The organism is Pyxidicoccus trucidator (assembly GCF_010894435.1).
Classification (GTDB): Bacteria; Myxococcota; Myxococcia; order Myxococcales; family Myxococcaceae; genus Myxococcus; species Myxococcus trucidator.
In genome coordinates, this window is record NZ_JAAIXZ010000014.1 from 291,063 (window position 1) to 305,652 (window position 14,590).

Annotated in this window: 6 protein-coding genes; 4 read left to right on the plus strand and 2 right to left on the minus strand. The window is 69.9% G+C overall.

The features are described from left to right. Positions 1–67 precede the first annotated feature (67 nt). The gene (locus G4D85_RS33800; RefSeq protein WP_164018190.1) at positions 68–5,755 is read right to left on the minus strand and encodes a type I polyketide synthase; all 5,688 of its coding nucleotides are present in this window, start codon (positions 5,753–5,755) and stop codon (positions 68–70) included. 229 nt (positions 5,756–5,984) lie between these two features. Between G4D85_RS33800 and G4D85_RS33805 the strand changes: the two genes are divergently transcribed. Beyond that, positions 5,985–6,593, plus strand: coding sequence for a hypothetical protein (locus G4D85_RS33805; RefSeq protein WP_205525825.1), 609 nt, complete (start codon positions 5,985–5,987; stop codon positions 6,591–6,593). Positions 6,594–6,771: 178 nt separating this feature from the next. On the opposite strand, the gene G4D85_RS33810 is transcribed toward G4D85_RS33805, so the two are convergent. Beyond that, positions 6,772–7,896 (minus strand): sterol desaturase family protein, encoded by a 1,125-nt coding sequence (locus G4D85_RS33810; protein ID WP_164018192.1) that lies wholly within the window; start codon positions 7,894–7,896, stop codon positions 6,772–6,774. 703 nt (positions 7,897–8,599) lie between these two features. Between G4D85_RS33810 and G4D85_RS33815 the strand changes: the two genes are divergently transcribed. The 3 genes from G4D85_RS33815 to G4D85_RS33825 all read left to right on the plus strand — a co-directional run bounded on the left by G4D85_RS33815 (position 8,600) and on the right by G4D85_RS33825 (position 14,552). Then, on the plus strand, positions 8,600–10,312 hold the full coding sequence (locus tag G4D85_RS33815; RefSeq protein ID WP_164018193.1) for a 30S ribosomal protein S1: 1,713 nt from the start codon (positions 8,600–8,602) through the stop codon (positions 10,310–10,312). A gap of 180 nt (positions 10,313–10,492) precedes the next feature. Further along, complete coding sequence (locus G4D85_RS33820; protein ID WP_164018194.1) at positions 10,493–13,042, plus strand: WD40 repeat domain-containing protein; 2,550 nt, start codon at positions 10,493–10,495, stop codon at positions 13,040–13,042. A 328-nt stretch (positions 13,043–13,370) separates the two neighbouring features. Then, entirely contained in the window at positions 13,371–14,552 is a 1,182-nt protein-coding gene (locus G4D85_RS33825) for a thiolase family protein (RefSeq protein ID WP_164018195.1), read from the plus strand. Positions 14,553–14,590: the final 38 nt, after the last annotated feature.

Consider the following 14,590-nt stretch of genomic DNA (forward strand, 5'->3'; position numbering starts at 1 on the left):
AAGGGGGGCCCCCGAGGGGGCCCCCGCCGATGTGGACGAACCGTGGGAATGACTGAAGAGGGCCTGCCTAGTGCGTCAGCAGCTCACCGCCGGAGCGCTGCTCCGCGACGAGCTCGCGCTCCAACGCGAGGAGGAGCGCCTGCTGCTCCGCCTCGGACAGGTCCTGCATGCTGGAAGCCAGGTCACCGACCTCGCTCCGGGGCTCCGGCGAGAGGGACGGCACCGTGTCCGTCACCACCACCGCCGAGGCCGGAGCCGGGGCCTTCACGGGCTCCGCCTGCGCGGCTGCCTCACCCGCGGCGGGCAGGCGCGACAGCAGCATGGCCGCGAGCGACGTCACGCTCGCCCCTTGCAGCAGCTCGATGAGGGTGGGACCGACGCCCAGGCCACTCACCACCTGGAGCCGCAGCTCCACCGCGATGATGGAGTCCAGCCCCAGCGTCTGCAGGAGCTGCTGCCGGTCCACCTGCTCCAAAGGCAGCCGCAGCGTGCGTGCCACCACGTCGCCGATGAAGTCCTCCAGCACTCCGCGACGAGTCGAGTCGTCCGCCGCCTCCGCGAGCCGGGCGCGCACGTTCTCCTGCTGGCCCAGGGTTTCGGTGGAAGGGCCGCTCGCCTGGAGCTGCTCCGCGATGGGGCCGAGCATGGCCGGCGTCTCCACCGTCGGGTAGCCGGTGCGGAGGATGCGCTGCCAGTCCGCCGCCAGCACCACGACCTGCCTCAAGTCGTGCTGCAGGCTGCGCTCCAGCGCCTCCACGCCCTGGGCCGGGCGGATGGGGATGATGCCGCGCCGCTCGAAGTCGTGGGCCACCTGCTCCTCGCTGGCCATGCCGACCTCGTCCCAGGCGCTCCAGTTGACGGAGAGCGCCTGCATTCCCTCGTTGCGGCGCGAGTGCGCCAGGCCATCCAGGAAGGCGTTGCTGGCCGCGTAGTCCGCCACGCCCATGGAGAAGCCGAGCGCATTCACGGAGGAGCAGAGGACGAAGAAGTCCAGCGGCTCGGCCGCCAGCAGGCGGTGCAGGTTCCACCCGCCCGCCAGCTTCGGGGCCAGCGTGTCGCGCAGGTGCGACGCCTCCAGCTCCGCGAAGCGCCGGGGCTGCACCACGCCCGCCGCGTGGATGACGCCGCGAATCGCGGGCCAGCCCTCGCGCTTGAAGTCCTCGAGGAACTCCCGCATCCGCTTCTCGTCGGTGACGTCCAGCGCCACCGCGTGGACGCTCGCGCCCAGGGCCTCCAGCTCGCGCACGGCGGCGAGCTGCCGGCCCACGGAGGAGTCCGGCGCCACCGTGTGCCACTTGCGCCGCTCGGGCAGCGGCGTGCGGCCCACCAGCACCAGCCGGCGCGCGCCGCGCTCCACCAGCCACCGCGCGAAGACCAGGCCCAGGCCGCCACGGCCTCCGGTGATGACGTACGAGGCATCCGGCCGCAGCCGCGCCGGCAGCGAGCCCTCGGCCACCTTCGGAGCCGGAGTCATCCGCTCACCCCAGAGCTGCTCGCGCCGCAGCGCCAGCAGGGGCTCGCGGGACGGCCGCAGCAGCAGCGAGAGCAGCCGCTCCACCTCCGTCGAGGGCGCGGACGGGTCCAGGTCCACCGCGCCGCCGGCCAGCTCCGGGTACTCCTGCTGGAAGAGGGCGCTGGCGAAGCCCCACAGCGGGGTCTGCGCCACCTCCAGCGCGCGCAGGTCGCCCGGCACGTGCTTCGCGCCCCGGGTGAGCACCCACAGGCGCGGAGGCTTCGTCCACGCCGCATCCTGGAGCGCCTGCGTCAGGTGCATCAACCCCACGAGGCCCGGGCCCTGCGAGTCCATCAGCCCCTCGGTGGTCAGCTCCCGCGTGGCCCGCGCATCCAGGCCCCACAGGTGCAGCACGCCCTCGGGACGCGCCCGGCCGTCCAGCTCGGACAGCAGCCGCGCGAAGTGCTTGCGCTTCTCCGGGTTCACCTCGAAGTGGCGCTTGTCCGGTGACGCGCGGTACACGTTCCCCGGCCGCACCCGCACCACGCTGCCACCCGCGGACTCCAGCGCCGTGGCCAGCTTCCCGCCCAGGCCCTGGGCGTCCTCCAGCACCAGCCACGTGCCCGCGGCACGCGTCGGCTCGGAGACAGGGGCCTGCTCCACCTGCTGCCACGTCATCTCGTAGAACATGTCCTGCGTGGCGCGGGAGCGCGACGACGCCTCCAGCGACTGCACGCGGATGCCTTCGATGGCCACCAGCAGCCGGCCGTCCTCGGCGTACACGTCCAGCGAGCCGGACATGGCGCGCCGGCTGCTGTCCTTCATCCGCCCGTGGACCCAGAGCTTCCCGGACAGCGGCCCGTGGATGGACAGCCGGTCGATGCCGACGGGCAGCGAGGCCTCCTTCGCGCCGGACGCCAGCGTGCCCGCGATGAGCACCTGGAAGCAGATGTCGAGCAGGGGAGGGGGCAGCTCGTAGCCGGACAGGTCCGCCGCGCCCTCCGTGCCCAGCTCCACCAGGGCGAGCGTCTCATTGCCTCGCGTGGCGACCTTGCGGAGCCCCTGGAAGCGGGGGCCGTACTCGAAGTGCTGCGCGCGCAGCCGCTCGTAGCACTCCGCCGCGCTGGACTCCGGGACGCCCGCGAAGGACGCCTTCACCGCCGCCAGCTGCCCAGGCACCTCGGCCCGCGCGGGGATGGCGCGGAAGCGGCTGCGGGTGTGCGGCGTCCACACGGGCTCCGTGGTGCTGACGCGGCTGAAGACGGTGAAGCTCGGGTCCTCCGTGTCCACCACCGTCTGGAGCGACACCGGCTCGCGCAGGAAGAGGGCGTTGCGGAACTGGATGTCGTGCAGCTCCACGCCGCCGGTGGCGCGGCCCGTGGCCTGCCTCAGCGCCGCCAGGCCCATCTCCAGATAACTGGCGCCGGGGAACACCACCGCACCCTGGATGGCATGGTCCTCCAGCCACGTGGGAGAGGTGCGCGCCACCTGCCCCTGCCACGTGGGGAGCGCCGACACGGTGCGCTTGCCCAGCAGCGGGTGGGTGATGGGCTCCAGGCGGTGCAGCCGCGACTCCGCCGACTCCTGCCAGTAGTTCTGCCGGTCCCACGCGTAGGTCGGCAGGCGGGCCGGGCGCTTCGCCGCGCCGGGGAACATGCCCTCCCAGCCCGGCTGCACGCCCAGCGTGTAGAGCGCACCGGCCGAGCCGAGCATGCCCTGCACGTCATCCTCGCCGCGCTTGAGCGTGGGCAGGGTGCGCACGGGGACGTTGCGCTGCTGGGCGCACTCGTTGATGGAGCCGCCGAGCACCGGGTGCGGGCCCACCTCCAGGAAGGTGCGGTAGCCGTCCGCCATCATGTTCTGCGCGGCCAGGGCGAAGCGCACCGGATCCCGGACGTTGAGCCACCAGTAGTGCGAGTCCAGCTCCGGACCGGCGGCGCGCTGGCCCGTCACCGTGGACCAGAGCGGCACGGTGGCGCGCACCGGGCGCAGGTCCGACAGGGACTTCACCAGCTCGTCGCGCAGCGGGTCCATGTAGTGGCTGTGGAAGGGCACATCCACCTTGAGGAAGCGCGAGAAGACGCCGCGCGCGGACAGGGGCGCCACCAGCCGCTCCAGCACCGCCGGGTCACCCGCCAGCGTCACCGAGCTGGGACTGTTCACCGCGGCGATGGACACGCCCGCGCAGCCGTCGATGAGGCTCACCGCCTCCTCGTACGGAATGCCCACGGCCACCAGCTTGCCCTGGCCGGCCGTCAGGTGCTGCAGCCGGCTGCGGTGGTACACCACCCAGCAGCCCTGCTCCAAGGTGAGCACGCCGGACGCCCAGAACGAGGCCGCCTCGCCCGTGCTGTGCCCGACGATGGCCGCCGGGTTGATTCCCCACGAGCGCAGCAGCTCCGTCACGCCCACCTGCACGGCGAAGTTGGCCGGCTGGGAGATGCGCGTCTCCGTCATCTTCGAGCGCGACTCGTCCGCCGTGAGCTCCTTCATCAGCGACCAGTCCGTCCACTGGCCGAGGATGGCGTCGCAGCGCTCCACGGCCTGGCGGTACACGGGCTCCGCGGCCAGCAGCGCCCGGCCCATGCCCCACCACTGCGGGCCCATGCCCGTGTAGACGAAGGCCAATTCCCCGCGCGCCTTGTTCGACGCCTGTCCCGTGGACAGGCCCGCCCGCGTCCCACCCTCCAGCCAGCCGTGCAGCGTGTCCGCCAGCTCGCGGTACGAGCCCGCCACCGCCGCCAGCCGGTGCGGGTGGTGCGTGCGCCGGGCCGCCGCCGCCCCGGCCAGCTCGCGCAGCGCGGGAGCGCCCTCACGCTCGGGAGCCTCGGCCAGCGCCTTCCAGCGCGAGGCCAGCTGCTTCAATGACTCCGGGCTGCGCGCGGACAGCGTCACCAGCGTCGGCCCCGCCACGGGATCCACCGCCTCGGCCGTGGCCGCGGGGGCCTTCGGCGCCTCGGTGAGGACGGCGTGCGCGTTGGTGCCGCCGAAGCCGAACGAGTTCACCGCCACCACCGCCGGCCCCTCGCCCCCGGGCATGGGCTCCAGCTCACGGGGGATGCGCAGCTTCAGCCCGTCGAAGTCGATGTTGGGGTTGGGGCGCCGCAGGTGCAGGTGCGGGGGAATCTGCCCGTGCTTGAGGCACAGCGCCGCCTTGATGAGCCCGGCGATGCCCGCCGCCGCCTCCAGGTGGCCGATGTTCGTCTTCACCGAGCCCACCACGCAGCGCCCGTCGTCGGCGCGGCCCTGGCCGAAGACCTCGCCCAGCGCGCGGGCTTCAATGGGGTCACCCACCGGCGTGCCGGTGCCGTGCGCCTCGATGTAGCGCACCTGGTGCGGCGCCAGCCCCGCGCGCCGCAGCGCCTCGCGGGCCACGGCCTTCTGGGCCTCGCCGTTGGGCACGGTGATGCCGTTGGTGCGGCCGTCCTGGTTGGCCGCCGTGCCACGGATGACGGCGTAGATGGAGTCCCCGTCCCGGAGCGCCGCCGACAGGGGCTTGAGCACCACGAGGCCCGCGCCCTCGCCGCGCACGTAGCCGTTGGCGCGCGAGTCGAACGCCTTGCTGCGCCCGTCCGGCGACAGCATGCCGGCCTTGGACTCGGAGACGGTGTACGCGGGCTGGAACATGGCGCTCGCGCCACCGGCCAGCGCCATCGTCGACTCGCCATTCCACAGGCTCTGGCAGGCCAGGTGCACCGCCACCAGCGAGGACGAGCACGCCGTGTCCAGCGAGACGCTCGGCCCGCGCAGGTCGTACCAGTACGACAGGCGGTTGGACACCATGGTCATCGCCGTGCCCGTGCCGCTGTGGGGCCCGAGCAGGTCCGTGTTGCCCGCCTGGAGCTGGAAGACGGTGGCGTCCACCGCGAAGGCGCCCACGAAGACGCCCGTCTTGCTGCCCGCCAGCGACTCCGGCTTGAGGCCCGCGTCCTCGAGCGCCTCCCAGGACACCTCCAGCAGCCAGCGCTGCATCGGATCCAGGTACGCCACCTCGCGCGGCGACATGCCGAAGAACATGGCGTCGAAGGCGCCCAGCGGCTGATCCACGAAGCCGCCCCATTTGGTGGTGGCCTTGCCCGGCCGGTCCGGGGACGCGTCATAGAAGGTGGAGATGTCCCAGCGGTCCTTCGGAACCTCTCCCACGGCGTCCACGCCGCCCGTCAGCATCCGCCAGAAGGCGTCTGGCTGATTCGCGCCAGGAAAGCGGCAGCCGATGCCAATGATTGCAATCGGCTCTAGCGAAGACGGCTGAGACTGAGCTGAAGACAAAGCAATGCCATCACCGACGGTGGATCCGTCCATGTTTCACTTCCCCCTCTGAAATTCGACCTTCCCCAGATGTTGACAGGTCGCCGTCAGGGCCCCTATTACTTCAATCCCTGACAGATGTTTGTTATTACAGGAAACCTTCACTCCCGGTCAATCACGATAATCGGACCAACGCTCCAGGGTGGAAACCCTGGCATCGGGAGCTGAACCAGGAGGAGTCATGAAACATCTTTTTTCTCGTTCTCGCGGAGTGGTGCTCGGGTTGTCCCTGCTGTTCGGTACCGCAACCAGTGCAGAGTCGGTGCCAACCGCGAGTGGGGTGCCGGGCGAGTCACGTCCGACGCCACGAACGTTGCTGGACGGTGACGTGGAGCACGGCGGCTACGGAGGGCCGTCGGCGACGTACTCGCGGATGCTGGGCTCGAACGTGTTGCTCGTCGGTGGGCGTGGCGCATGGCTGATCGATCAGCGCTTCGCGGTGGGCGCGGCCGTGAACGGCTTGATACCCACCGGAGGGGCGTTTCAGGTGCAAACGCGCGAGCCGTATGATCTTCGCCTGGGGTACGGCGGATTGTGGCTGGAGTACATCTTTACACCCCACCGCGTACTGCACTCCACGGTGGGCGTTCTCCTCGGAGGCGGGTGGCTGAACCGACGCAATGGGAGGTTCGCCGGAGAGGAGACCCTGGGGGTAGACGTGATGTTCGCCGTGGAGCCCTCGGTCATGACCGAGGTCAACGTCACGGGCTTTTTCCGCGTGGGCGCGGGCGTCAGCTACCGGTACCTGGGCGACGTGGATCTGGAGGGCCTGGAGAGCAGCGACCTGAGCGCCTTCGCCGGCACGCTGTTCTTCAAGTTCGGCAGCTTCTGAGGTGGAACGGCCCGGTGGAGCCGATGAGGGTCCGCCGGGCCGTTTCGGGTTTCTCAGGGCTTGAGAGGGATCAGGAGTCGTTGCATCCGAGGCAACATCCAGACAGGGATTGTTGCTTCGGAGGTTACAGGCGCTGCTCCGGTGCCTGTCTCAGCGATGAAACATCGACGCAGGCCGCCTACCCGTACGGCGTCCCGTCCTCGTGCTTCTGGAAGGGGTAGGCGAGCTGGCCCAGGTACGTCTCCGGCGGCTGGAACTTCGTGGTGCCGTAGCTCGTGGGCCAGTGCGCGGGCAGGTGGGCGGTGCCGAACATCCAGTCGATGAAGGAGAGGAAGACGGCGAAGTTCTTGTCGATGCCCTCCTCGTCGGACGTGTGGTGCCAGTGGTGGAACTCGGGCGTCGCGAACACCCAGCGCAGCCCCGGCCAGCGGTGGTTGACGTTGGCGTGGATGTAGACGGCGTGGAAGGACACGAAGACGAGGTACGCGTAGATGGCCGGCGGGGCGAAGCCGAGGATGAAGACGGGCACGAAGGCCAGCGTGCGGTTGAGCAGCACGTCCACGAGGTGCGAGCGCGAGCTGGCCAGCCAGTCCATGTGCAGGCTGGAGTGGTGGATGGCGTGGAACTTCCACATCCACGCGAAGTGGTGGAAGGCGCGGTGCAGCCAGTAGCTCACCAGGTCCACCACGAAGAGGACCTCGAAGAACTGGAGCCAGAGCGGCTGCGCGGCCACCGTCGCCTGGAAGTCCAGCTTCACCGCCCACGCGAAGAACACCTGCGCCGGAATCAGCGTGGCGAAGGAGATGAGCTGCACCCCCATGTGGCTCACGAAGAGGTGCTTGAGGTCCGTCTGCCAGCCCACGCGGAAGATGGGCTGCTCCCGCTGCGCCCACAGCCGCTCCATGGGGATGAAGAGCAGGCCCAGCACCAGCAGTTCCAGGATGAAGTAGTCCAGCCCGGCGCTGAAGGCCCGGGACTGGTGGGTGAGGGGCTCCGCCTCCGCGCCGCCCAGCAGCAGCGCCACCAGCGCCAGCGCCATGGCGATGCCCCCGTGCGCCTTGGACCGCAGCGTCAGCACGCTCACCATGCCCAGCGCGAAGGTGAGGACGATGGCGCCCTGGAGGACCGCCCGGAACACGCCGAGGTGGTCGGCGTAGAAGCCCCGGGCGTCGTTCGTCACCAGCAGGTGCGGGAAGAGGAAGCAGAACTCGGCGAGGATGCACAGCACGCCAAGCAGGCCGGCCGTGACACCGGCGCGCTTGCCGAGGTCCGTGCGGACGGCGGGAGAGAGGAGGGCGGACACAGGGGTTCCTGGCTCAACGGGAAGGTGTGAGCTTATGCAGGACGGCCGCCTACCCGAAAGGCCTGGGAGCCCCCGGCCCGGCGCTCCGCTTCATGGCCATGAAGGAGCCCGCAGACAGGAAAAGGGGGAGGGGCCCGCGGCCGCCGACGTTCGGGAACAGTCCACCCCCCCGGGCGCACCTCCCCCGTGACATACGCCGGTCACTGGACTCGCGGGCCTCCACCCGAATACCGAACGAACCCAGGTGGAAAATGTCGCAATTGGCGGAATCACCTGTCGAAACAGGGGGTTGGCGGCCTGGAAAAGCGCGGGGATTTTCCCTTCCCGGCCGCATGCTGCCCGGCCGTCCCACCAGGACGCTCGGGTTGCCGTCCGCGCCGGGAGGGCTGCACGGGGGGCTTTCCGTTCATAAGTAGGTGAAAGGTCCATCCGGCCGGGATTCGCGTCCGTCCGCCTGGAGTCCAGCCGGCCGGACACCGAACCCGGGCTTGACATACCCGGGGTAGGCCATCCACCGATCATCACATGGGGCACGTGCTCGCTTGACTACCGGAATTGTCGGTGTCTAGGGTGCGCGGCTTCCATCATTTCAAGGTCCTCAATAAGGAGGACGAACGCAGCGGCCCGTTGCTCCCCGCAGGCTGCTCCGTATTTTTCCCACCCATCAGGGGGCAGCTGTACCGTTTCAAAGGACTTCCTCTACATGCAGCAGAACGTGAACCAGCAGGTCGGGATGGACGGCGGCGACGAAGACTTTGCCGCTATGTTCGAGGCCTCGCTCAAGGAGCGCGGTGGTGACGGCATCCTGAAGGAAGGGGAGATCGTCAAGGGCACCGTGGTCCAGGTGACGAAGGACTTCGCGATTGTCGACATCGGATACAAGTCCGAGGGACAGGTCCCGATCTCCGAGTTCACCAATCCTCGCGGTGAGGTCTCGGTCAAGGCCGGTGACCCCGTCGAGGTCCTCCTGGAGAGCCGCGAGAACGACACGGGCATGGTCGTCCTCTCCAAGGAGAAGGCCGACAAGATGCGCATCTGGGACGAGATCAGCGCCGCCTGCGAGCGCGATGAGATCGTCAAGGGCACCATCGTCGGCCGCGTGAAGGGTGGCCTCTCCGTCGACATCGGCGTGAAGGCGTTCCTCCCGGGCTCCCAGGTGGACATCCGCCCCGTGCGCAACCTTGACCAGTACATCTCGAAGGAATTCGAGTTCAAGGTCATCAAGTTCAACAAGAAGCGCGGCAACATCGTGCTTTCGCGCCGCGTCCTCCTCGAGAAGCAGCGCGAGGAGATGAAGAAGGAGACCCTCAAGAACCTCAAGGAGGGTGCGGTCCTCAAGGGCGTGGTCAAGAACCTCACCGACTACGGCGCCTTCATCGACCTCGGCGGCATCGACGGCCTCCTCCACATCACGGACATGTCCTGGGGCCGCATCGGTCACCCCAGCGAGATGTTCAATGTGGGTGACGAGGTCCGCGTCGTCGTCCTCAAGTTCGACCCGACGCAGGAGCGCGTCAGCCTGGGCCTCAAGCAGATCCAGGAGGACCCGTGGCACCGCGCCGACGAGAAGTACCCGGTCGGCACGCGCGTCAAGGGCAAGGTCGTCAGCATCACGGACTACGGCGCGTTCATCGAGATCGAGCAGGGCGTCGAGGGTCTCGTGCACGTCTCCGAGATGTCCTGGACCAAGCGCCTCAAGCACCCGTCCAAGATCCTGGAGGTCGGCCAGGAGGTGGAGGCCGTCGTCCTCGACATCGATCCGAAGGCCAAGCGCATCGCGCTGGGCATGAAGCAGATCGAGCAGAACCCCTGGACGCTGCTCGAGGACAAGTACCCGATCGGCTCCGTCATCAAGGGCCAGATCCGCAACGTCACCGACTTCGGCGTGTTCGTCGGCGTCGAGGAGGGTGTGGACGGCCTGGTGCACGTGTCCGATATCTCCTGGACCCAGCGCATCAAGCACCCGGGCGAGATGTTCAAGAAGGGCGACGAGGTCGAGGCGGTGGTCCTCAACATCGACGTCGAGAACGAGCGCTTCAGCCTCGGCATCAAGCAGCTCCAGCCGGACCCCTGGGAGACGCTCTCCGAGCGCCTGCCCGTGGGCAGCCGCGTGAAGGGCAAGGTCACCAAGGTCACCGACTTCGGCGCGTTCGTGGAGATCGAGCCGGGCATCGAGGGCCTCGTCCACGTCTCCGAGCTGAAGGAGGAGCGTGTCGAGAACCCGCGTGACGTGGTGCAGGAGGCCCAGGATGTCGAGGTGAAGATCATCGACATCAACACCCCGGACCGGAAGGTCGCGCTGTCGATGAAGGCGCTGATCGGCGAGGGCGAGGACTACCGCGAGTACCTCCGCAAGCAGGCGGAAGGCTCGAAGGCGCGCCTCGGCGACGTGATGGCGAGCAAGCTGAAGAAGTAGTCCTTCAGCGGCACGCGCCAGTACGGCGAGACGGCCGGGTTCCCGAGAGGGGGCCCGGCCGTTGCCGTTTGGGGCCCGTGGCAATCATTGCCAGCTGAAGGCTTGCTTTGACTTCGCGCGAGGAGGCGATTAGTCAGCAGACAGCACGCATCCGGGGCCGGGGCGTGCGGGAACGAACCCATGCACTCTCGTCCTGTGTCCCTGGCCTCCGCCCGCTCCGGGCGCTTCCGTCTCTTCCTTTCCCTGGCGCTCGCGCTGGGCGTGCTGTCCGCCTGCTCCGACGGCGATGACGATGACGACTCGCTCCGCGGCCGGACGCCGGGCAAGGCCCGCCTCGAGGCCGAGCTCGCGCGGGGCCGCGTCGGCGAGCCGATGCGCTTCCGGTGTGTCGCCGAGGATCCACGCGACGAGCCGCTGACCTACCTCTTCGACTGGGGAGACGGGCGCGGGGAGCCCACCACCTCGGAGTCGGTCGCCAGCGGGACGCCAGCCGAGGTGACGCGGACCTTCACCCGGGAAGGCACCTTCCAGGCGCGCTGCCTGGCGATGAACCCCGGGGGCTTCCAGGGCTCGTGGTCCGAGGGGCTGAGCTACACCGTCGACGCGGCCATTTCGGGACAGGATGAGCAGTCCGTCTTCATCGAGGTGTACGGGCGCGGGCAGGTGACGAGCACCCCCGAGGGAATCGACTGTCCGGGTGAGCTCTCGTCCCGGTCGTGCTTCCACCTCTTCCCGTCGGGCACCCGGCTCGGCCTGCGTCCCACGCCCGAGGCGGGCTGGCGCTTCGTGGGGTGGTGGGGTTGCGAGAACGGGGTGGTGCCCGAGGAGCTCACCCTCGACCGGGATTTGCACTGCGTGGCGCGCTTCGCTCCGGAGCAGGCGTCCACCACGGAGTGGCGGCGGACGGGCGCACGCCTGCCACAGTCCCCCGTGTGGAGCCCGGACGGGACGCGGCTGGCCGCGCTCGACGGCAGCCTCGGCACCATTGGAAACCTGCTGCGCATCTGGGACGCGGCGAGCGGGCGCGTGGTGCGGGAGCTCGACGCCCGGCCCGGGCGCTTCGGCTCGGTGGCCTGGCACCCCACCGGCCCCGTGCTGGCATTGGGCCGCGCGGACGGGAGCATCGCGCTCATCGACTCCACGACGGGCGGCCTCGTGCGCGAGTGGCCGGCCCATGTCGGTCAGGTCCAGGCGCTGGCCTGGAGCCCGGATGGGAAGCGGCTCGCCAGCGCGGATGACGTCAGCAAGGCGGTGCGGCTGTGGAGCGCGGACAGCGGGACTTCGGACGGAGCCCCCGTGGTGGCCGTGGACAAGGTGCGGCGGCTGGCGTGGAGCCCGGACGGGAGCCGGCTCGCGCTGGAGGCGGGCGCGGGCATCGCCTCGTCGCAGTGGGTGGAAATCCACGCGCTCGGCACAACGGGGCCCGAAGAGCTGTGGACGGACGCGGCCAGCTTCACGTGGAGCCCGGACGGCCAGCGCTACGCCGTGGGCGCTTCCGGTGAGGCGCGGGTGTATGCGACGGCGACCCATCAGCTCGCGGAGACCTGGCGCGGGGACTGGGGCCTGACGACGCTCCTGGACTGGAGCCGGGACGGGCGGTGGCTCGCGGTGGGAGACGCGGCGCGGGCCCTGCTCGTGCTGGAGGCCGCCACCGGGGCCGTGGTGGTGGATGCCAGCGAGCCGCTTCCGCCGGGCAGCGTCACGCGGGGCTACGACGCGCTGCGCTTCCACCCCTCGAAGCCGGAGCTCGTCGTCATGGAGGACCTGCCCGCCGCGCTCGACGTCCTCACGGTGGACGCGGCGGCCCATACCGTGAGCCGGCGCGAGCTGCTGCCCCACGGCCACGAGGTGGAGGCGGTGGCCTGGAACCCTGCGGGAGACCGGCTGGCGTCGGGCGGTTCCGAGGGACGCATCCGCCTGTGGGACGGTGAGGGCGCGCCGCTGCGCACCCTGGTGGGCCATGGGGACAGCGCCGTCCTGTCCCTGGCGTGGGACGGCACCGGCACGCGGCTCGCCAGCGGTGGCGCGGATGGCCGCATCCGCATCTGGCGCGCGGAGGACGGCGCGCCGGTGGGCGAGCCCCTCGTGCACGTGACGGGGCAGGGGCCCCTGTTGATGCAGGTCAACCGCGTCGCGCTGAGCCCCGACGGCAGCCGGGTGGCGAGCGTCGCGGAGTCCGCTCCGACCGAGTCGCAGCGCGGGACGGTGAAGGTCTGGGACGTGGCGACGGGCGCGGAGCTCTTCCGATTCACCGAGGCCGCCAACTGGGTTCGGATGTTGGGCTGGACGCCGGATGGCCGCTACCTCGTGGCGGCGTACCTCGGCGCGGGCTGGAGCCTGTGGGACAGCCAGACGGGCGCGCTTCGCCACGTGGACCTCGCGGGCGCTGACCTGTCGATGGCCTCCGCGCTGAGCCCGGATGGGACGCGCATCGCCGTGGCGCACCGGCCCGGCCTGTCCATCCACGACGTGCTCACCGGAGACGTGGTCGCGAATGCGTCCGGCGGCTTCGACCCGTACGCCCTCGCGTGGAGCCGGGATGGCCGGTTCCTCGCGGGAGGCGGGCAGGGCGGCCTGGTCTTCGTCTGGGACGTGCAGGCCAACCTCGCGTCCACCGTCGTCGGCTTCCATGACGGCTCGGTGTCCGCCGTGTCGTGGCGCGCGGATGGCCGGGTCTTCACCACCGGCGGCTCCGACACCGCGCTGACGACGTGGCGCCCCACGCCCTGAAGTTCCACTCCGACTCACTCCAGGACATCCTTCCCATGAGAGTCCTGAACGGCAGGCTCCACGTACGTGTACTCCTGGGGCGTCATCTACTGACCCCGGCAAGAGCGCTTCACCGTCCGACCGGTCGGGCGGGGCGCGGGCCTCCTGGCTGGGCTCAGGGCCCAATCCATTCAAGGGCTTACAGCGGCTGGCGCGACGCGTCGCGAGCAGTGGACGCTCCCGTCCGGGGGCCGAGCGAGGACGCTTGAACTCCGGGGACCACGCGGTGATAAGGGCCCATCGCTGTTAACGAAGTTCAGTCGCAAATCCTCGAATGGAGGCAGTTTTCATGGCTCGTGAAGTCGTCATCGTGGGCGCGGCCCGTACTCCCATCGGCTCCTTCCAGGGCGCGCTGTCCAAGCTGACGGCCCCGCAGCTGGGCGCCATCGCCATCAAGGCGGCACTCGAGCGCGCGGGCGTGAAGCCGGAGGCCGTTCAGGAAGTGGTGATGGGCTGCGTGCTGCAGGCGGGTGTGGGCCAGGCGCCCGCTCGCCAGGCCGGAATCTTCGCTGGCATCCCCGAGTCCGTGCCCGCCACCACGCTCAACAAGGTCTGTGGCTCCGGCCTGAAGGCCGTCATCGCCGGTGCGCAGGCCATTGCGCTGGGTGACGTGGACGTCGTCGTCGCCGGCGGCATGGAGTCCATGAGCAACGCGCCCTACCTCAGCCACACCATGCGCGGCGGCTCACGCATGGGCAACGTGGAGTTCAAGGACGCGATGATCCACGACGGCCTCTGGGACGTGTACGGCAATGTCCACATGGGCCTGTGCGCGGAGGAGTGCGCCACGTCGCAGGGCATCAGCCGCGCCAACCAGGACGAGTACGCGCTGGAGTCCACCCGCCGCGCCATCCAGTCCCAGAAGGACGGCCTGTTCACCGCGGAGATCGTCCCGGTGCAGATCCCCGGCAAGAAGCCGGAGGACATGGTCACCGTCACGGAGGACGAGGGTCCGCGCAACGCGAAGCCGGACAAGATTCCCGGCCTGAAGCCCGTCTTCAAGAAGGACGGCACGGTGACGGCCGCCAACGCGTCCTCCATCAACGACGGCGCCGCGGCGCTGGTGCTGATGAGCGAGGAGCGCGCCAAGGCGGAGGGCCGCACCATCCTCGGCCGCATCACCGGCTACGACCAGGCGGCGCGCAAGCCGGTGGAGTTCACGATTGCTCCGGCGGACGCCATCAACAAGCTCCTGAAGAAGAAGGGGATCGCCGCGGGTGACGTGGACCTGTGGGAGATCAACGAGGCGTTCGCGGTGGTGTCGCTGGCCAACAACCGCCTCCTCGGCCTCGACGCGTCGAAGGTGAACGTGCGTGGCGGCGCGGTGGTGCTCGGCCACCCGATTGGCGCCTCCGGCGCGCGCGTGCTGGTGACGCTGCTGCACACGATGAAGGACCTGGGCAAGAAGCGCGGCGTCGCGTCGCTCTGCATCGGCGGCGGCGAGGGCATCGCGCTGATGGTGGAGCGCTGAACTCTTCTCCCTAGGGGAGAGGTACGGGGTGGGGGCCT